This is a genomic window from Streptomyces sp. NPDC041135 (assembly GCF_055592085.1).
Map to the genome: position 1 here is coordinate 80,184 of NZ_JBVIYZ010000004.1, position 18,841 is coordinate 99,024.

Below are 18,841 nucleotides of genomic sequence, written 5' to 3' on the forward strand. Positions count from 1 at the left end.
GTCGATCCATGCGGCTCACCGTCATAGGCACCGGCTATCTCGGTGCCACCCATGCCGCCTGCATGGCGGAACTCGGGCACGAGGTGCTCGGGGTGGACGTCGACCCGGACAAGGTCGCCGCGCTCGGCGCCGGCCGGGTGCCGTTCCACGAGCCGGGCCTCGGCGAGCTGATCGCCAGGCACACGGCGAGCGGCCGGCTACGGTTCACCACCTCCTACGCGGAAGCCGGCGCCTTCGCGGACGTGCACTTCGTGTGCGTGGGCACCCCGCAGCGCAAGGACTGCGAGGGCGCCGACCTGACCTACGTGGACGCGGCCTTCGCCGCCATCGCCGAGCACGCGGCGGCGGACGCCCTGCTGGTGGGCAAGTCGACGGTGCCGGTGGGCACCGCCCAGCGGCTCGCCGCCACGCACGAGCGCGCCGAGGTGGCCTGGAACCCGGAGTTCCTGCGGGAGGGCTTCGCCGTCGAGGACACCCTGCGCCCCGACCGGCTGGTGCTGGGGGTGGCCTCGCCGCGGGCCGAGGCCGTCCTGCGCGAGGTGTACGCGCCCGTGCTGGCCGCCGGCACCCCGCTCGTCACCGCCGACTTCCCGACCGCCGAACTGGTCAAGACGGCCGCCAACGCCTTCCTCGCCACGAAGATCTCCTTCATCAACGCGATGGCGGAGCTGTGCGAGGCCGCCGGCGGGGACGTCGGCACGCTGGCCCGGGCCATCGGCCACGACGACCGGATCGGACCGAAGTTCCTGCGCGCCGGGGTCGGCTTCGGCGGCGGCTGCCTGCCCAAGGACATCCGGGCCTTCGCCCACCGCGCCGACGAGCTGGGCGTCTCCCTGGCCTTCCTGCGGGAGGTCGACGCGATCAACATGCGGCGCCGCGACCGCGTGGTGGAGCTGGCGCGGGAACTGTGCGGGGGAGCGGTGCTGGGCGCCCGGGTCGCCGTGCTGGGCGCCGCCTTCAAGCCCGACTCCGACGACATCCGCGACTCGCCCGCGCTGAACGTCGCCGCGCGCCTGCGCCTGGACGGCGCCGACGTCACGGTCTACGACCCCGAGGCCATGGACAACGCCCGCAAGGCCTACCCGCTGCTCGGGTACGCCGCCTCGGCGCGGGACGCGCTGCGCGGGGCCGACCTCGTGCTGCACCTCACCGAGTGGCCGCAGTTCCGCTCCCTCGACCCCGAGGAGACGGCCGCGCTGGTCAACCGGCCCCGGATCGTGGACGGCCGGGGAGTGCTGGACGCCGACCGCTGGACCGCGGCCGGCTGGCGGTTCCGGGCGCTGGGCAGGCCCGCGCCCCGAGAGGATGCTGAGCGATGACGCAGTACCGCGACGTCACGGACGTCGGTGAGATCACCCGGGCCGCCGGTGTCACCGTGGTGATGCCGACGTACAACGAGGCGGCCAACCTGCCGCGGATGGCGGAGGCGCTGCTCGCCCTGGAGCTGGACGGGCTGCACCTGAAGGTCGTCGACGACTCCAGTCCGGACGGCACCGGGCGGATCGCCGAGGAGCTGGCCGAGAAGCACAACGCGGGCGGCCGGCGCCGCATGAGCGTGCTGCACCGCACCGAGAAGGACGGGCTGGGCCGGGCCTACGCGGCCGGCATGTCCGCCGCGCTGGAGGAGGGCGCGCAGTACGTCGTCCAGATGGACGCCGACGGCAGCCACCCGGTGGAGGCGGTGCCGCGGCTGCTGGCGGCGGCGGTGTCCTCCGGGGCGGGCCTGGTCGTCGGCAGCCGGTACGTCGAGGGCGGCTCCCTCGACGAGGACTGGGGCGCCCACCGGGTCCTGCTCTCCCGCTTCGCCAACCGCTACGCGCGCACGATCCTCGGCACCGACATCCGCGACATCACGGCCGGGTTCAACCTGTGGTCGGCCGCCACGCTGCGCGACGTCGGGCTGTCCTCCCTGGACAGCGCGGGCTACAGCTTCCAGGTGGAGCTGAAGTACAAGGCCGTGCGCTCCGGGCACACCGCGGTGGAGATCCCCATCCGGTTCGCCGAGCGCACGGACGGCGAGTCGAAGATGACCCTGCGCACCCAGCTGGAGTCGGCGGTCGTCCCGCTGCGCCTGCGGCTCAAGCGCCACTAGTCTCCGCACCACCGGCCACCGGCCACCGGCGCCGCGGCACGGCGGCGGGGGCTCCGGGCGGGCGGCTACTTGTTCGCGGCGGCCGACGCCTGGGCCTCGCCGCGGCGGCGGATCTGCTGGAAGGCGAACTGGGCCAGGTCGTCGCCGGCGCCGAACGCGGTGGTGTCCTTGGTGGTGACGTCCTTGCCGCTGGTGAAGCCGGTGATCGTGAAGTAGGCGTAGCGGCCGTAGGCGTTCGTCGTGGAGCGGCAGACGGCGGCGTTGCAGAAGTCCTTGACGCCCTTGCCGGACAGCGACTTCACGATGCTCCGGCGGTCGGCCTGCCTCTTGGCCTTCGTCGCCTGGGCCTCGGTGTCGAAGACGGCGACGCCGACGGTCACCGCGATGCCGTTCTCCCGGTAGCTGACGCGCATCAGGCGGGTGCAGCCGTTGGCGCTGAGGACCGGGGGCAGGGTGCCGGCGGCGGCCGAGGCGCAGGCGGAGGTGTCGGCCGTGGGGCCCTTCTTGTAGACGGTCCCGTTCATGGTGAGCTGGGTGCCCGGGAACAGGGTCTCGGGGCTCAGCGGCGCCGTGTCCTTCTTCACGCTGGATATGAAGTCCTTCGGGTCCAGCGGCGGCGGCGCGCTGGTCGGCGCGAAGGACGGCACCGCGCTGCCCGAGCCGCTGGGCAGGGTCGCGGTGGCGGGCAGGCCGCTGGGCTGCCCGGAGGCGCTGTCGTCACCGTTCGCCGACACGACGGCCATGGCGACGGCCGCTCCCACCCCCACCGTGGCCAGCGCCCCGCCCACGATGAACAGCAGCTTGCGCCGCTTGTTGCGCGTCTCCGAGGCCTCGGCCAGCGCCGCCCAGTCCGGAGACCCGTCGGCGCCGTCGCTCCACGGCTGCTGCGAGTTCGGCTTCCACGGGTCCCACTGGGACTGAGGTCCCCCCTGCCCATAGCTCATGGGGCGCATCTTAGACGGGAGGCGGGGGTGCTCCGGAGTTTCGCGGGCCGCCGGGGTCCGGCAGCGTCCCCGGGGGTCCGGGCGGCGGCCGTATCCTGGGTGCGGAGGCCGGCGGAGTCCGGTCGCGGCGGACGCGTTTTGACCCAGCCGTGGCCCCGCGGGTATTCTGCTTTTTCGTTGTGTATTGGCTTGCTCATTCTCACGGGACGGGCCCTTACACCGGTCCACCGGGCCGATGACCAGCGACCAGCACGCGGTATGCGTCACCGCAGTGCGGTCAGGGCTGTCGTGATCGTTTCGGTGACCTTGTTTAGGACCATTCACTCGAAGCGAAGGCTACGAACCGTGCGTACGTACAGCCCCAAGCCCGGCGATGTGACGCGCCAGTGGCACGTCATTGACGCTCAGGACGTCGTCCTGGGCCGTCTCGCCACCACTGCCGCGACCCTTCTGCGGGGCAAGCACAAGCCGATCTACGCGCCGCACATCGACGCTGGTGACTTCGTCATCATCATCAACGCCGACAAGGTGCACCTCTCCGGCAACAAGCGGACCCAGAAGCTGGCCTACCGCCACTCCGGCTACCCGGGTGGTCTGCGCTCGGTCCGCTACGACGAGCTGCTCGACAAGAACCCCGAGAAGGCCATCGAAAAGGCCGTCAAGGGCATGCTTCCCAAGAACACGCTGGGCCGTCAGATGCTCTCGAAGCTGAAGGTCTACAAGGGTGACCAGCACCCGCACGCTGCCCAGCAGCCGGTGCCGTTCGAAATCACCCAGGTCGCGCAGTAGTCCGGCCACCCCCTAAGACCGAAGAGAATCTGAGGAGAATCGTGGCCGAGACCACTGCCGAGCAGCCGCTCGAAGAGCTTGACATCGACAGCTACACCACGGAGTCGGACGTCCCCGTCGAGGGCGAGTACACCACCGAGTCCCTCGCGTCCCGCTTCGGCGAGCCCCAGCCGGCCGCCGGCCTGGGCCGTCGCAAGAACGCCATCGCCCGCGTCCGGATCGTCCCGGGCACCGGCAAGTGGAAGATCAACGGCCGCACCCTCGAGGACTACTTCCCGAACAAGGTGCACCAGCAGGAAGTCAACGAGCCCTTCAAGGTGCTCGAGCTGGAAGGCCGTTACGACGTCATCGCCCGTATCTCCGGTGGCGGTGTCTCCGGCCAGGCCGGTGCGCTCCGTCTCGGTGTCGCCCGCGCCCTGAACGAGGCCGACGTCGACAACAACCGCGGCGCCCTCAAGAAGGCCGGCTTCCTCAAGCGCGACGACCGTGCGGTCGAGCGCAAGAAGGCCGGTCTGAAGAAGGCCCGCAAGGCCCCGCAGTACAGCAAGCGCTAATCCCGCGCTGCTGCTCGTACTCCGAACGCCCCGGCGGCACGCCACTGTGCCAGCCGGGGCGTTCGTTTATCACAGCCAAGGGCGTATAACGGCACAAGACGCTCAAAGGCTTGTGTGCTCGGATGACAAGGCGCCTGACAGCGCAACTGACGCTTCCTCAGGAGGACAAGTGGGACGACTCTTCGGCACGGACGGCGTGCGCGGTGTCGCCAACGCGGACCTGACGGCGGAGATGGCGCTGGGCCTCTCCGTCGCCGCGGCGCACGTACTGGCCGAGGCGGGCACCTTCGCGGGCCACCGGCCGACCGCCGTGGTCGGACGGGACCCGCGCGCGTCCGGCGAGTTCCTGGAGGCGGCCGTGGTCGCGGGCCTGGCGAGCGCCGGGGTGGACGTCCTGCGCGTCGGCGTGCTGCCGACGCCCGCGGTGGCCCACCTGACCGGCGCGCTCGGCGCCGACCTCGGCGTGATGCTCTCCGCCAGCCACAACGCCATGCCGGACAACGGCATCAAGTTCTTCGCCCGCGGCGGGCACAAGCTCGCCGACGAGCTGGAGGACCGGATCGAGGCCGTCTACGCGGAGCATCGCACCGGCGCCCCCTGGGACCGGCCCACCGGCTCCGGCGTCGGCCGGGTGCGGGACTACGACGAGGGCTTCGAGCAGTACGTCGGCCATCTGCTGCGGGTGCTGCCCAACCGCCTCGACGGGCTGAAGGTCGTCCTGGACGAGGCGCACGGCGCGGCCGCCGGAGTCTCCCCGGAGGCCTTCACCCGGGCCGGCGCCGAGGTCGTCACGATCGGTGCCGCACCGGACGGACTCAACATCAACGACGGCTGCGGCTCCACCCACCTCGGCCCGCTGAAGGCCGCCGTCCTCGAACACGGCGCCCACCTCGGCATCGCCCACGACGGCGACGCCGACCGCTGCCTCGCCGTGGACCACACCGGGGAGGAGGTGGACGGCGACCAGATCCTGGCCGTACTCGCGCTGGCGATGCGGGAGCGTTCCGCACTGCGCTCCCACACCGTTGTCGCGACGGTCATGTCGAACCTGGGCTTCAAGCTGGCCATGGAGCGCGCCGGCATCCACCTCGTGCAGACGGCCGTCGGCGACCGCTACGTCCTGGAGGAGATGAAGGAGCACGGCTACGCCCTCGGCGGCGAGCAGTCCGGGCACGTCATCGTCCTCGACCACGCCACCACCGGCGACGGCACGCTGACCGGTCTGCTGCTCGCGGCCGAGGTCGCGCGCAGCGGCCGGACGCTCAAGGACCTCGCGTCGGTCATGGAGCGCCTGCCGCAGGTCCTCATCAACGTGCCGGACGTCGACAGGGCCCGGGTGAAGACCTCCGCCGATCTCGCCGCCGCCGTCGCCGAGGCCGAGCGGGAGCTGGGCGCCACCGGCCGGGTGCTGCTGCGGCCCTCCGGCACCGAGCCGCTGGTGCGGGTCATGGTCGAGGCCGCCGACATCGACCAGGCCAGGTCGGTCGCGGGCCGGCTGGCGGACGCGGTGAAGTCCGCGCTCGGCTAAGCCCCGGATTCCCGGGCGGCCCGGGCGTCGCGGGTGGCGGTCCTGCGCTGCTGCGCGGCCCAGAGTCCCTTCTGGGCCAGCAGCGTGAGGATGCCCGCCAGGATGATCCCGAGCAGGTTCAGCAGGAGCTGCTCCGTGGAGCGGCCGGCCTGGACGGTGTCGCCGTAGACCAGTGCCACGGCCGCGTTGGCGGCGGCCGGTACGGTCGTCACGGAGATGGCGACGCCGACCAGGGCGCCGGACTTCGCCGACGTCAGCGACAGCATGCCGGCCGCTCCGGCGAGGACGGCCACCACGAACGAGAACCAGTCGGGCGCGTAGATGAAGCCGGTGTTGGGCCGGTCGGCCTCCAGCTGCGCCTTGCTGAACAGGCCCACGGCGTCCATGAAGAGGCTGAACGCCGAGGTCAGCAGCATGGCCGCGGCGAAGCCCACCAGCAGCGCCACCAGCGAGCGCAGCGCGAGGCGCGGCGCCCGCCGCACCGTCGCGGTGCAGATCCCCGCCAGCGGCCCGAACTCCGGCCCGACCGCCATCGCGCCGACGATGAGGATCGCGTTGTCGAGCAGCACACCGCAGGCCGCGATCATGGTGGCCAGGGTGATGAAGGCGACGTAGGTGACCGAGAGGGTCGACTCCTCGTGCGTCTCGTCCGCCAGGTGCTCCCAGAGCACCGCGTCCGCGCCCTCGCCCGGCGCGTCCTCCTCGGCCCGGTCGGCCCGCTTCGACAGGGACAGGTCGATGTCCTCCACGGCGATCGAGCCGCTGCTGTCGATGCCGAGCCGTTGCAGTCCGCTCAGCAGGCTGTCGCCCGCCTCCCGGGCCACGTCGCACAGGACCACGTCGCCGGCCGGGTCGCGGGCGGCGCCCGGCAGGACGACGAGGTGGGTGGTGCCGACCGTCTCCTCGATCAGCCGCACCACCTCCTCCGTCTCGGCGGCCGGGGTGATCAGACGCAAGTGCAGCATCCCCGCAGGGTAGCGGTCACAGTTTGCGCAGCCGCAGCCGCTGCACCTTGTGGTCCTGGCCCTTGCGGAGGATGAGGCCGGCCCGGCCGCGGGTGGGGGCGATGTTCTCGATCAGGTTGGGCTTGTTGATCGTCCGCCACAGCGTCCGGGCGTAGTCGAGGGCCTCCTCCTCCGACACCTGGGTGTACTTGCGGAAGTAGGAGGAAGGGTCCTGGAAGGCGGTCGCGCGCAGCTTGCGGAAGCGGCTGAGGTACCAGTGCTCGATGTCCTCGACGCTCGCGTCGACGTACACGCTGAAGTCGAAGTAGTCGGCGAGACCGACCCGGGTGCGGCCGTCCTTGCCGGGCAGCGCGGGTTGCAGGACGTTGAGCCCCTCGACGATCAGTATGTCGGGACGCCGGACGGTGAGCCGCTGGTCGGGGACGATGTCGTAGATCAGGTGGGAGTAGACGGGGGCGGTGACCTCGTCCTTGCCCGCCTTGATGTCGGCGACGAACCGGGTCAGGGCGCGGCGGTCGTAGGACTCCGGGAAGCCCTTGCGGGACATCAGCCCGCGGGCCCGCAGTTCCTTGGTGGGCAGCAGGAAGCCGTCGGTCGTGACCAGCTCCACCCGCGGATGCTCGGGCCAGCGCGACAGCAGTGCCTGGAGCAGGCGGGCCACGGTGGACTTGCCGACGGCGACCGAGCCGGCGACGCCGATGACGAACGGGGTGCCCGACTGGGAGCCCTGCTCGCCGAGGAAGGTGTTCAGCGCGCCGCGCAGGCCGTCGGTGGCGCCGACGTAGAGGTTGAGCAGCCGTGACAGCGGCAGGTAGATGTCCCGCACCTCGTCGAGGTCGATGACGTCACCGAGGCCGCGCAGCTTCTCCACCTCCTCCGCGGTGAGCGGCAGCGGCGTCTTGTCACGCAGCGCGCTCCACTCGGCGCGGGTGAGGTCCACGTAGGGAGTCGCCTCCGGGCGGTGCCGGTGGGCGCTCCGGGGCTTCGGGGAGACCGGAGAGATCACAGTCCATTGTTAACGGAGTTTGAACGGCATGGCGGGTGGGGTGGGTCACGCCCGGCCGCCGCTCGAGCGGGACGCGTGGTGCGGAGGGCTCGTACGACGGTGGGAATTTCCGATTCCGGGCACGCGGGAGCCGTTTCGGGCCGGAGATCGTGCGTAGGCTGCCGCCCATGTGCGGAATCGTGGGATACGTGGGGGCGCAGTCGGCGCTCGATGTCGTGATGGCCGGACTGAAGCGGCTGGAGTACCGCGGCTACGACTCGGCGGGCGTCGCGGTGCCGGCGGACGGCGGGCTGGCCGCGGCCAGGAAGGCCGGGAAGCTGGTCAACCTGGAGAAGGAGCTGGTCGAGCGGCCGCTGCCGAACGGTTCGACGGGCATCGGGCACACCCGCTGGGCCACGCACGGAGCTCCCACGGACGCGAACGCCCACCCGCACCTCGACAACGCCGGCCGGGTGGCGGTCGTCCACAACGGCATCATCGAGAACTTCGCGGCCCTGCGCGCGGAACTGGCCGAGCGCGGCCACGAGCTGACCTCGGAGACCGACACCGAGGTGGTCGCCCACCTGCTCGCCGAGGAGTTCTCCGGCTGCGCCGACCTGGCGGAGTCGATGCGGCGGGTGTGCCGGCGCCTGGAGGGCGCGTTCACGCTGGTCGCGGTGCACGCGGACGAGCCGGACGTGGTGGTGGGCGCGCGGCGCAACTCGCCGCTGGTGGTGGGCGTGGGGGAGGGCGAGGCGTTCCTCGCCTCCGACGTCGCCGCGTTCATCGCCCACACCCGCTCGGCCGTCGAGCTGGGCCAGGACCAGGTGGTCGAACTGCGCCGCGACGGGGTCACGGTGACCGGGTTCGACAGCAGCCCGGCCGAGGTCCGCTCCTACCACGTGGACTGGGACGCCTCCGCCGCGGAGAAGGGCGGCCACGACTACTTCATGCTCAAGGAGATCGCCGAGCAGCCCAAGGCGGTCGCCGACACCCTGCTGGGCCGCATCGACGCGGCGGGCTCGCTGAGCCTGGACGAGGTCAGGATCTCCCCGTCCGAGCTGCGGGAGGTGGACAAGGTCGTCATCGTCGCCTGCGGGACGGCGTTCCACGCGGGCATGATCGCCAAGTACGCCATCGAGCACTGGACGCGGATTCCGTGCGAGGTGGAGCTGGCGAGCGAGTTCCGCTACCGGGACCCGATCCTGGGCGTGCGGTCCCTGGTGATCGCCATCTCGCAGTCCGGCGAGACCATGGACACGCTGATGGCCCTGCGGCACGCCCGGGAGCAGGGCTCCAAGGTCCTGGCCATCTGCAACACCAACGGCTCGACCATCCCGCGCGAGTCGGACGCGGTGCTGTACACGCATGCCGGGCCGGAGGTCGCGGTCGCCTCGACCAAGGCGTTCCTGACCCAGCTGGTCGCCTGCTACCTGGTCGCCCTCTACCTCGGGCAGGTCCGTGGCACCAAGTGGGGCGACGAGATCCGCGCCGTGATCCGGGACCTGTCGCAGATCTCCGGCGAGGTCGAGCGGGTCCTGGAGACCATGGAGCCGGTACGGGCCCTCGCGCGGTCCCTGGCCGGGAAGGACACGGTGCTGTTCCTCGGCCGGCACGTGGGCTACCCGGTGGCCCTTGAAGGCGCCCTCAAGCTCAAGGAACTCGCCTACATGCACGCCGAGGGGTTCGCGGCGGGCGAGCTGAAGCACGGGCCGATCGCGCTGATCGAGGAGGACCTGCCCGTGGTGGTCGTCGTTCCGTCACCCCGCGGCCGGTCCGTCATCCACGACAAGATCGTCTCCAACATCCAGGAGATCCGGGCACGGGGGGCGCGGACGATCGTGATCGCGGAGGAGGGCGACGAGGCGGTCGTCCCCTACGCCGACCACCTCATCCGCATCCCCGTCACCCCGACCCTGCTCCAGCCCCTGGTGGCCACGGTTCCCCTCCAGGTCTTCGCCTGCGAACTGGCGACGGCCCGCGGCAACGAGGTCGATCAGCCGCGCAACCTGGCGAAGTCGGTGACGGTGGAGTAGCCCCCCTTCACCGCCCCGAGAAACTCCGCGAAGACCCTGCCGGGGAAGGTGAGGATGTCTCCGGCGGGGGACTTGGAGTCGCGGACGGCTATGTGGGTCGGGGTGGCCGCTACCTCCACGCAGTTGTTGCCGTCACCGCCACCTGAGTAGGACGACTTCCGCCAGTTGGTCACGGGGTTCCTCACAGCTCCTTGGTCAGCCTGTGGATGAAGTCACGCGATCGGACGGGATCGAGTGAGACGGCTTCCACCCTATGGAAAAGCGTGCGGAAGACGCCGAGTTGGGCCTCGGAATCAATGAATCCCGTGCCGTGAGGCGCGTCGCGGACCGCCGTGTCCAGCTTGGGCACGGCGCCGCCGGCCAGCATCATGGGGCTCCAGGCCCCGCCGAAGCCGTCCAGGTCGAAGGGGATGACGCGCACGGTGATGTGATCCGCTTCGGAGAGCTCCAGCACACGGAGGAGCTGGGCGCGGGAAGCGGCACGGTCACTGACCCTGATGCGTAGTGCCGCCTCGTGGATGACCGCTTCATAGGGAACGGTGTCGGAGCCGGTAAGGATCACCTTGCGCTGCATGCGATGACGGACGCGCACGTCCAGGTCATCCTTGGGGAGTTCGGGGACCCTGGACGAGAAGGCGGCTCGGGCGTATTCGGGTGTCTGCAGCAAGCCCGGAACGAACAGGAACTCCACGTCACGCCGGTACGTGGCGTGATGCTCCAGCTCGGCCAGGTCGAGGAACGACGTCGGCAGCAGCTCCCGGTACTCCTCCCACCAGCCCCGCGTGCGGTCGTTGGCCATGGCCACCAGGGCCTCGATCAGCTCGCTGTCCGAGCAGGAGTAATTGGCGGCAAGGCGGCGCAGCCGCTTCTCGCTCACGCCCGCGAGGCCGGACTCGATCTGACTGATCTGCGGAGCGCTGACCCCGAGCAGGGCGGCCGCCTCCCGCGAGGTGAGGCCTGCCGCGTCGCGGAGCCTGCGCAGCTCGACCGCCAGACGCAACTGACGCGCCGTCGGCTCGCCTCTCTTCGCCATCGACCGTTCCTCTCAACACACCGGTGGGCGCCACCCGTTCGGGGGCAGGTTACGTGACCGGCTTGCCGGATCTAAACAGTTACCCCTACGTTCGGTGATGCAACGCGCACGCAGTGGAAGCGCACTGTCGCCGCGCGCGGAGATCCCCTCTTCCCCACGGAGTTGACGCCCCATGTCCGAAACCTGGGACTACACCCTCTGCATCCCCAACGACCTCAGAGCCGTCACCATCTGCCGCCGCACCCTGCGGCTGATCCTGACCATGCACGGGCTCATCGCTCTTGTGGACACCGCCGAACTCCTCGCGGCGGAGCTGGTCTGCAACGCCGTACGCCATACCAACGGCCCCGCCGCCCTGAGGGTGCGCCGCAGCCCGGAGGGCGTCGTGTGGATCGGGGCCTGGGACACCGACCCCGAACCACCGGGACCGCCGAAGCCGGTGGACCGGCCCCTGGACGCGGAGGCCGGCCGGGGCCTCGCCCTGGTCACCGCGTGCGCGACCCACTGGGGCTGGCAGCCGTCCGCCAGGTTCGGCAGCCGGGGCAAGTACGTGTGGTGCGAACTGGAGGCGGCATGATGGTGGGCTCGTCGCATGAAGCACTGCACAGGATCTTCCAGAAGGACCCCGCCCTGCTGACCCGGGCCTTGCAGCGTGTGCTGCACGTACCGTTCCCGGAACCACGCGAGATCGCGGCGCTGAACGTGGACCTCACGGAGGTCGAGCCGGTGGAGCGGCGCGTGGACACCTTGCTGCGGGCGGAGACGGACCAGGGCACGTACCTGCTCGTGGTCGAGTCGCAGGGCAAGAAGGACGAGCGCAAGCGCGGCAGCTGGCCGTATTACCTGTCCTACCTCTACGAGAAGTACCGCTGTGAGCCGGTGCTCATCGTCATCACCCAGAGCAGCGCCACGGCGAAGTGGGCCTCGCGTCCCATCCGGCTCGGCTTCCCCGGCTGGCACTCGATGACGGTGCGCCCGCTCGTGCTCGGCCCGGACAACGTACCGGTCATCGCGGACGAGCGGCAGGCCGAACGGGACGTACCCCTTGCGGTGCTTTCGGCGATGACACATGGCCGCGGTCCGCAGGCCCCGGCCATACTGGAATCCCTGGCCGCCGCCCTGCGGACCGTCGAACCCGACAGTGCCGCAGTCTTCGTGCAGTTCGTCGACTCGTGCCTGGCCGACCCCCAGGCGAAGCAGATGTGGAGGGACCTGATGACGGCGATCCAGTACTTCTGGCGCCACCCGCTGGCCGAGCAGGTGCGTGAAGAGGGGCGTGAAGAGGGCCGTGAGGAAGGGCGCGTGAAGGACCGGAGGGAGATGGTGCTGCGGATTCTGGAGTGGCGCGGCATCGCGGTGACCGGTGCCGTGCGCGAACGGGTGGAGGGCTGCGCGGATCTGGAGCGGCTCGAGGTGTGGGCGCGGCGGGCCGTGCACGCGGTGGACGCGGGGGAGTTGTTCGCGGAAGAGTGAGTTCAGGTTCGTGGCCGGTGGGCGGCCGGCCCTAAGGTGCTGCCCATGAGCATCATCGGGGTCGGGATCGACGTGGCCGAGATCGACCGGTTCCGGGCGTCGCTGGACCGTACGCCCGGGCTGGTGGACCGGCTGTTCGTGCCGGGCGAGGTCGTGCTGCCCAGCGGGGAGCGGCGCGGTATCGCCTCGCTCGCCGTGCGGTTCGCGGCGAAGGAGGCGCTGGCCAAGGCCCTCGGCGCGCCGCCCGGGCTGCACTGGACGGACGCCGAGGTGTACGTCGAGGCCAACGGGCAGCCCCGCCTGCGGGTGAAGGGCACCGTGGCCTCCCGGGCGGCGGAACTCGGCGTGCGGTCCTGGCACGTCTCGCTCAGCCACGACGCGGGAGTGGCCTCCGCCGTGGTGATCGCGGAGGGCTGAGGACCCCGCTCAGTGAGTGCGCGTCCACCACTGCACGGCCGCCACCAGTGCGGGCCCGGCCGCGTCGGCCAGGCTGACGGTCAGCCGCCGCCATGCCTCACGCGGTACGGAGTCACGCGCGGCACACGGCTCCGGGGCGGGCTCGGTCCCCGGAGTCCGGTGGTGGTGCGGGTGGGGCGTGCGGCGGGCGCGACGGCGCTGGGACATGACGGTGCTCCTCGAACGCGAGTGGACGCGAGTGGACGGTGCTGCGCGCCGGGCCCGGCGTGATGGGACCACGCTGGCCTCCACTCCCGGTCCCGCGCAGCAAGTACCGTGCGTGCGGGGCGAGTTGCCTCGCGCGTCGCTGGTCGCGGGGTTGCCCGGTGCCACCCCGCGCGCCCGGCTCCGGGCGGCGCCCGGTGGCGTACGGCCCGGGCACGGCCGCGAAGGGGAGGAGTCCGGGATGGGCGAGCGGAAGAAGGAACTGCACGCGAGGCTGCGAGGGCTGCGGGAGCGGGCGGAGACGGCGCGGCGGGCGGCCGGCAAGCCGCACAGCCAGCAGCACGCGCTGGCGCCCGCGGTCAGGAAGCTGCCGGGCGGGCGGGACTTCGAGGGGAAGCGGGCCAGCTCCTGGGCGCCGCGGACCCTGGAGCGGTTCAACGTGCCGCACAGCGGCAGTGACCCGGCGGTGCTGGCCCTGGTCGAGGTCTGGTCCGGCTGGGCGGGCGATCGCCTCGACAGGAGGGAGTGGGAGCGCCTGCTGAGGGCGGCCCGTGAGGAACACGACGCCGAACGCGGGGGGCGGCGTGCCGCGGGCGCCGCGGAGCCGGCCGGCGGCGCCGCCTTCCGCAGGCCCGGGCCCGGCGGCGGGACCTCGGCGGACTGCGACCTCGGCGGGATCCCACCCCTGTCGCCGAACCACACCGGACACGTCGGCGTTCTCGGCGCGTTGCTCGACGCACTGGCACCCCCGGAACGTCCGACCGCGCCCGGCAGCCCCCGCGTGTCCGTGGTGACCGGGATGCCCGGCGCCGGCAAGACGGAAGCCGCCCTGCAAGCGGCGCACGCGGGTGCCTCCCGCGGCTGGTTCCCCGGCGGCGTGCTGTTCGCGGATCTCAACGGGTACGACGCCGAACCCCGCCGACGCGGAAGCGCCGCGCAGATCCTGGACGCGTTCCTGCGCCGGCTCGGCCGTGACGTGAAGGCCGGTGGCGGCGCCCCGGACCGGTCGGGCGAGTTCCGCGGCGTGCTGGCGGACCTGGCCGCCACCGGCCGACGCGTGCTGCTCGTCCTCGACAACGCCTCCAGCCGGTCGGAACTGGCCCCCCTGCTCCCGACGGACGGCGTCACCCACGTGCTCGTCACGTCCCGCGAGAGCCTGACCCTCGGCCGTATCCACGAAGTCGAGCCCCTGACGACCGAGTCCGGCGTCGACCTGCTGCGCCGCACGCTGCGGACCGCCCGGGGGGACGCGGACGACCGCGTCGACCGGATGCCGGCGGCCGCCGCCGAGATCGTCACGCTGTGCGGTGGACTGCCCCTGGCCCTGACCATCGCCGGCGCGTTCCTCGCGGGCTCCCCCGTACTCGGCGTGGACCGTTACGCCGGCCTGCTGCGCAGCGAGCACAGCAGGCTCAACCGGCTGCGCACAGGGGACATCGCGGTCGAGGCGGCGTTCGACCTGTCCTACCGCTCCCTCTCCGAGCGCGAACGCGAGGTGTTCCGCCTGGCGTCCGCCAACCCCGGCCCCGGCTTCTCCTCCGAGGCCGCGGCCCACCTCACCTGTCCCGACGCCGACATCGACGACGACCGTGTCGACGACACCGAGATGCTCCTCCACGGCCTGGCCGCCGCCCATCTCGTCGAACCCGGGGCGTACCCGGGGCGCTGGCGGATGCACGACCTGATGGTCCTGTTCTCGGTGCGCCGGGGCGAGGAACCGGAGCAGGCCGCGGCGGACCGGCGGGACGAGGCCGTCCAGCGTGTCCTGCGGTACTACGCGCAGTGGCTCGTACGGGCCGGTGAGCTGCTCGACAACCCTTTGTCGGCCCAGAGCGGCGACCGGCCCTTCCCGGACGCCGGATACGCGCTGGGCTGGTGCGACTTCGAACGGGCCAATCTCTTCGCCGCCGTCCGGAGCGCGTCGACCCGCGCCGTGGACCTCGCGGTCGTGCTGTGCGCGGGGCTGGACGTCTACACCGCGCGACAGCACCTGTTCGAGGACATGCGCGTCGCGGCGCTGACCACCCTGGCGGCCGTCCGGGCGACGGGCGAGTCCCGGCACGCGGCGGTGGTCCTCGGCTGTCTCGGCAATGCTCTGGCGGGTCTGCGTCGCCACGACGAGGCCCTCGCGGCGTACCAGGAGGCCGCCGACACGGCCGGCCGGTCCGGGAAGACCATGCCGCAGGCCGTGATCGGCAGGGGCGGTGTGCTCGCGGAGACCGGCCGCCTCGACGAGGCGATGGAGATCTTCACCGGGTTCCTGGAGCAGCCCGGCGCGGAGGCCTCGCGCTACTTCGGGCTCGCCCACACCAACGTGGCCGGAATCCTGTCACGCATGGGCCGGCACGCGGAAGCGCGGACCGCGGCCACCGCGGCCCGCGACATCCAGCGCGCACGACGCGATCCCTGCGGGGAGGGCGTGGCGCTCAGCGTCCTCGGCGCGGCGCAGGCCGGACAAGACGCCCTGACGGAGGCCGCCGCCACCCTCTCCCGCTCGCTGGAACTCCTCCACGGCTGCGGTGACCGGCGCAACGAGGTGAGAGTCGCCACCTCCCTGGGGTGCGTGTACCGCGACCTCGGCCGGCACCGGGAGGCCGCCGGCGTCCTGACGACCGCGCTCGACCTGTGCCGGCCGACGGGCGATCCGCCGACCCTGGCGCTGCTGCTGCGCCACCTCGCCGGTGTCCGGCGCGCCACCGGCCGGCATCCCGAGGCCCTGGAGGCGTACGAGGAGGCCCGAGAGCTGCTGTCGGCCCTCGGTGACGACCACGGGGTGGCTCAGGTGGAGAGCGAGATGGTGGCCGACCGGTGGTTCGGCGGCGACCGCGAGGGCGCCCTCGCGCTCGCCGCCGCGACACGCGAGTCCTTCCGGGCCCTGGGAGACCGTCAGGGTGAGGCCGTGCTCGCATGCCTCGCCTCCGGATTCCTGCGCGAGGCGGACCGGTGGGACGAGGCTCTGACGGCCGCGCGCCGGGCCGAGAGCCTCGCGCGGGACGTCGGCAACTCCCGGCTCGTGGCGGCGGCGCAGCGAAAGGCGGGGGAGGCCCTCTGGGCCGGCGGTCGGCTCGACGCCGCCGTGGAGCCCCTGCGGCGGTCGGTCGCCGGCTTCCGGGAGATCGGCTGCGCGGAGGAGACACGGGCGTCACGCAGCTGCCTGGTCAGTGTCCTGCTGCTGGCCGGCCGTCACGAAGAGTTCCACGAGGTGATGTCCCAGGCGCGGGCCGGATGAGAACGCCCCGGGACCGCCGGCCGGTGGTCCCGGCGGTGGACGTCCCGCCGTGGCTGCGGCAGGCGGCGGCTTCGGGGCAGACTCGGAGCCATGCGTACTGCCTACAGCGTGGAAACGGTCCGGGCCGCCGAGCGCCGGCTCATGGCCACCCTCCCCGAGGGCGCCCTCATGCAACGTGCCGCCGCGGGACTCGCCGCCGCCTGCGCCGACCTGCTCGGCCGGGTCTACGGCCGCCGGGTCGTGCTGCTCGTCGGCAGCGGCGACAACGGCGGTGACGCCCTGTACGCCGGTGCCCGGCTCGCCCGGCGCGGCGCCGGCGTCACGGCGGTGCTGCTCGCCCCGGAGCGGACGCACCGCGGCGGCCTCGCGGCGCTGCGGCGCGCGGGCGGCACCACCGTGCGGCCCGCCGCCGCCGAACCGCTGGTCGCCCGAGCCGACCTCGTCGTCGACGGCATCGTCGGCATCGGCGGCAAGGGCGGCCTGCGCGAGGACGCCGTACCGCTCGCCGCCGCCGCCGAGCGTGCCCGGGGCGCCGTCGTCGCCGTCGACCTGCCGAGCGGCATCGAGCCGGACACCGGCGAGGTGCACGGGCACGCGGTGCGCGCCGACCTCACCGTCACCTTCGGCACGCACAAGCCGGGCCTCCTCATCGACCCCGCCCGCCAGTACGCGGGTTCGGTACGGCTGGTGGACATCGGTCTCGACCTGCCCGCCCCCGCCGACCTGGAGGCCCTGCAACACGCCGACGTGGTACGGCTGCTGCCCGTGCCCGGCGCGGCGAGCGACAAGTACCGGCGCGGCGTCGTCGGCGTCGCCGCCGGATCGGCCCGCTACCCCGGGGCGGCCGTGCTCGCGGTCAGCGGGGCGCTGCGGGGCGGCGCGGGCGCCGTGCGGTACGTCGGCCCCGCCGCGGACGCGGTGATCGCCCGCTTCCCGGAGATCCTCGTCTCCGACGGGGGCCCCCGGAAGGCCGGCCGGGTCCAGGCGTGGGTGGTCGGCCCCGGCGCCGGGGACGACGCGGCGACCGTCGCGGAGGTGCTGGAGGCGGACGTGCCCGTGCTCGTCGACGCGGACGGGCTGCGGCTGGCGGACCGGGACACGGTGCGGCGGCGGACCGCGCCGACGCTGATGACCCCGCACGCGGGCGAGGCGGCCGCGCTGCTGGGCGTACCGCGCGAGGAGGTCGAGGGGGCCCGGCTGGAGTCCGCCCGCAGGCTGGCCGGGCAGTACCGGGCGACCGTGCTGCTGAAGGGCTCGACCACGGTGGTCGCCGACCCCGGCGGCGGTGCCGTACGCGTCAACGCCACCGGCACGGGATGGCTGGCGACGGCCGGGAGCGGGGACGTGCTGTCGGGTCTGGCCGGGTCCCTGCTGGCGGCCGGGCTGCCGGCGCTGGACGCGGCGAGCGCGGGGGCCTATCTGCACGGCCTGGCAGGGCGGTTCGCGGCCGACGGGGCACCGGCCGGCGCCCACGACGTGGCCGCCATGATCCCCGAGGCCTGGCGGGACGTGTGCGACGTACGCGGCTGAGGGGCCGGTGCCCGCGTCCGTCCACCGGGTGACCCGGCCGGGACCGGACCGCGCGGCGCCCGGGATCAGGGAGGGCGGCACGTTTCTCTGATCGCATGATGAGCAGACGTATCGCACGCCGGGGGGCCGCGGCGCTGCTGGCCGCAGCGGCCGCCCTCCCGGCCGCCGGGCCGGCGCTCGCGGCCCCCGCCGCACCCCGTACCTCACCCGCCCCGCCGGCCCCCGGCCCCGTCACCGCCCTGGTCCCCGGGGTGGCCCCCGGCCCCGGGCAGCCCTGGCAGATCGACACGCCCGACCAGGCGCTGCCGCCGAAGATCTACACGCCCTCCGCCGAGGAGGACGCGGTCGAGCCCCGGAACGCGCCCGAGGGGGCGTACGACCTCATCGAGTACGTGCCGCTCGAGGACGCCGTCGCCAAGGTGACGTGCAGCAAGCGGACCGGGCCCTACCAGCGCCAGGTGGAGCGCTGGCTGAAGCTGAGGGTGGACGGGAAGCAGTCCGGCACCGACTGCCGGGCCATCCGCGCCTTCCAGAAGAAGTACCGCATCAAGCCCGCCGCCGGCTTCGCGGGACCGGTCACCTGGTCACGGATGACGCTCCTGTCGGCGAGGAAGAACCCCAACGCGGCCGGCCGGTGCCCCGTGCGGTCCTACCGCATCGCCTGCGTGGACCTCGACCGGCAGCTGACGTGGGTGCAGAAGGGCACCAAGGTGCTCTACGGACCGGTGCCGATGCGCAGCGGCCGCAGCGGCCACCGCACCCGGACCGGGCTGCACACCGTCTACTGGCGGCACAAGAACCACTGGTCGACCCTCTACAACTCGCCCATGCCCTATGCCCAGTTCTTCGACGGCGGCCAGGCCTTCCACGCCGTCTACGGCAGCATCCACACCACCGTCGGCTCCTGGGGCTGCGTCAACCTCACCCTCGGCGACGCCCGCACGCTGTGGAAGGTGCTGAAGAAGGGCGACCGGGTGTACGTGTGGGGGCGCCGGCCGGGTACCTGACAGCCCACGGGCCCTGCGCCCCGGGGCCGGCACCGGCCTCTGAGACACTGGGGGC

At 72.7% G+C, this 18,841-nt stretch carries 18 protein-coding genes; 12 read left to right on the forward strand and 6 right to left on the reverse strand.

The window, feature by feature from the left end:
- Positions 1-8 precede the first annotated feature (8 nt).
- Positions 9-1,319: a UDP-glucose dehydrogenase family protein gene (locus ACZ6CZ_RS11505; RefSeq protein WP_469018103.1), complete on the forward strand. Its 1,311-nt coding sequence runs from the start codon at positions 9-11 to the stop codon at positions 1,317-1,319.
- Complete coding sequence (locus ACZ6CZ_RS11510) at positions 1,316-2,092, forward strand: polyprenol monophosphomannose synthase (protein WP_469018105.1); 777 nt, start codon at positions 1,316-1,318, stop codon at positions 2,090-2,092. Before ACZ6CZ_RS11505 ends, ACZ6CZ_RS11510 begins: the two co-directional genes overlap by 4 nt.
- Before the next feature lie 65 nt (positions 2,093-2,157).
- On the opposite strand, the gene ACZ6CZ_RS11515 is transcribed toward ACZ6CZ_RS11510, so the two are convergent.
- Complete coding sequence (locus tag ACZ6CZ_RS11515) at positions 2,158-3,036, reverse strand: hypothetical protein (RefSeq protein WP_469018107.1); 879 nt, start codon at positions 3,034-3,036, stop codon at positions 2,158-2,160.
- Positions 3,037-3,381: 345 nt separating this feature from the next.
- Here ACZ6CZ_RS11515 and rplM point away from each other — a divergent pair, with 345 nt between their 5' ends.
- The 3 genes from rplM to glmM all read left to right on the forward strand — a co-directional run bounded on the left by rplM (position 3,382) and on the right by glmM (position 5,907).
- On the forward strand, positions 3,382-3,825 hold the full coding sequence (rplM, locus tag ACZ6CZ_RS11520; protein WP_469018110.1) for a 50S ribosomal protein L13: 444 nt from the start codon (positions 3,382-3,384) through the stop codon (positions 3,823-3,825).
- A 41-nt stretch (positions 3,826-3,866) separates the two neighbouring features.
- Positions 3,867-4,379: a 30S ribosomal protein S9 gene (gene rpsI / locus ACZ6CZ_RS11525; protein ID WP_469018113.1), complete on the forward strand. Its 513-nt coding sequence runs from the start codon at positions 3,867-3,869 to the stop codon at positions 4,377-4,379.
- A gap of 169 nt (positions 4,380-4,548) precedes the next feature.
- Positions 4,549-5,907, forward strand: a complete 1,359-nt coding sequence (gene glmM / locus ACZ6CZ_RS11530; RefSeq protein WP_469018116.1) for a phosphoglucosamine mutase — start codon at positions 4,549-4,551, stop codon at positions 5,905-5,907.
- On the opposite strand, the gene ACZ6CZ_RS11535 is transcribed toward glmM, so the two are convergent.
- Positions 5,904-6,872, reverse strand: a complete 969-nt coding sequence (locus tag ACZ6CZ_RS11535) for a DUF389 domain-containing protein (protein ID WP_469018118.1) — start codon at positions 6,870-6,872, stop codon at positions 5,904-5,906. The genes glmM and ACZ6CZ_RS11535 overlap by 4 nt on opposite strands.
- Before the next feature lie 16 nt (positions 6,873-6,888).
- A complete protein-coding gene (gene coaA, locus ACZ6CZ_RS11540) occupies positions 6,889-7,878 on the reverse strand; it encodes a type I pantothenate kinase (RefSeq protein ID WP_469018120.1) in 990 nt (329 codons plus the stop codon).
- A gap of 167 nt (positions 7,879-8,045) precedes the next feature.
- Here coaA and glmS point away from each other — a divergent pair, with 167 nt between their 5' ends.
- Positions 8,046-9,893 (forward strand): glutamine--fructose-6-phosphate transaminase (isomerizing), encoded by a 1,848-nt coding sequence (gene glmS / locus ACZ6CZ_RS11545; protein WP_469018122.1) that lies wholly within the window; start codon positions 8,046-8,048, stop codon positions 9,891-9,893.
- Here glmS and ACZ6CZ_RS11550 read toward each other — a convergent pair.
- Positions 9,854-10,078, reverse strand: a complete 225-nt coding sequence (locus ACZ6CZ_RS11550) for a DUF397 domain-containing protein (RefSeq protein WP_469018124.1) — start codon at positions 10,076-10,078, stop codon at positions 9,854-9,856. The two genes, glmS and ACZ6CZ_RS11550, sit on opposite strands and share 40 nt — an antisense overlap.
- Positions 10,075-10,926, reverse strand: a complete 852-nt coding sequence (locus tag ACZ6CZ_RS11555; protein ID WP_469018126.1) for a helix-turn-helix domain-containing protein — start codon at positions 10,924-10,926, stop codon at positions 10,075-10,077. Before ACZ6CZ_RS11555 ends, ACZ6CZ_RS11550 begins: the two co-directional genes overlap by 4 nt.
- Before the next feature lie 172 nt (positions 10,927-11,098).
- Here ACZ6CZ_RS11555 and ACZ6CZ_RS11560 point away from each other — a divergent pair, with 172 nt between their 5' ends.
- Genes ACZ6CZ_RS11560 through ACZ6CZ_RS11570 form a run of 3 tightly spaced genes read left to right on the forward strand, consistent with a single transcriptional unit; the run spans position 11,099 to position 12,816 of the window.
- Positions 11,099-11,503, forward strand: coding sequence for an ATP-binding protein (locus ACZ6CZ_RS11560; protein ID WP_469018129.1), 405 nt, complete (start codon positions 11,099-11,101; stop codon positions 11,501-11,503).
- Positions 11,503-12,399, forward strand: a complete 897-nt coding sequence (locus ACZ6CZ_RS11565; RefSeq protein ID WP_469019073.1) for a hypothetical protein — start codon at positions 11,503-11,505, stop codon at positions 12,397-12,399. The genes ACZ6CZ_RS11560 and ACZ6CZ_RS11565 overlap by 1 nt, the downstream gene beginning before the upstream one ends.
- Positions 12,400-12,444: 45 nt before the next feature.
- Positions 12,445-12,816, forward strand: a complete 372-nt coding sequence (locus tag ACZ6CZ_RS11570; RefSeq protein ID WP_469018132.1) for a holo-ACP synthase — start codon at positions 12,445-12,447, stop codon at positions 12,814-12,816.
- Between the two features lie 9 nt (positions 12,817-12,825).
- Here the strand turns inward: ACZ6CZ_RS11570 and ACZ6CZ_RS11575 are convergent, their stop codons facing one another.
- On the reverse strand, positions 12,826-13,023 hold the full coding sequence (locus tag ACZ6CZ_RS11575) for a hypothetical protein (protein ID WP_469018135.1): 198 nt from the start codon (positions 13,021-13,023) through the stop codon (positions 12,826-12,828).
- Between the two features lie 238 nt (positions 13,024-13,261).
- On the opposite strand from ACZ6CZ_RS11575, the gene ACZ6CZ_RS11580 reads away from it, so the two are divergent.
- The 3 genes from ACZ6CZ_RS11580 to ACZ6CZ_RS11590 all read left to right on the forward strand — a co-directional run bounded on the left by ACZ6CZ_RS11580 (position 13,262) and on the right by ACZ6CZ_RS11590 (position 18,786).
- Positions 13,262-16,249, forward strand: coding sequence for a tetratricopeptide repeat protein (locus tag ACZ6CZ_RS11580; RefSeq protein WP_469018137.1), 2,988 nt, complete (start codon positions 13,262-13,264; stop codon positions 16,247-16,249).
- A gap of 90 nt (positions 16,250-16,339) precedes the next feature.
- Entirely contained in the window at positions 16,340-17,779 is a 1,440-nt protein-coding gene (locus ACZ6CZ_RS11585) for an NAD(P)H-hydrate dehydratase (protein WP_469018139.1), read from the forward strand.
- A gap of 95 nt (positions 17,780-17,874) precedes the next feature.
- On the forward strand, positions 17,875-18,786 hold the full coding sequence (locus ACZ6CZ_RS11590) for a L,D-transpeptidase family protein (RefSeq protein WP_469018142.1): 912 nt from the start codon (positions 17,875-17,877) through the stop codon (positions 18,784-18,786).
- The last annotated feature ends 55 nt before the right edge of the window (positions 18,787-18,841 follow it).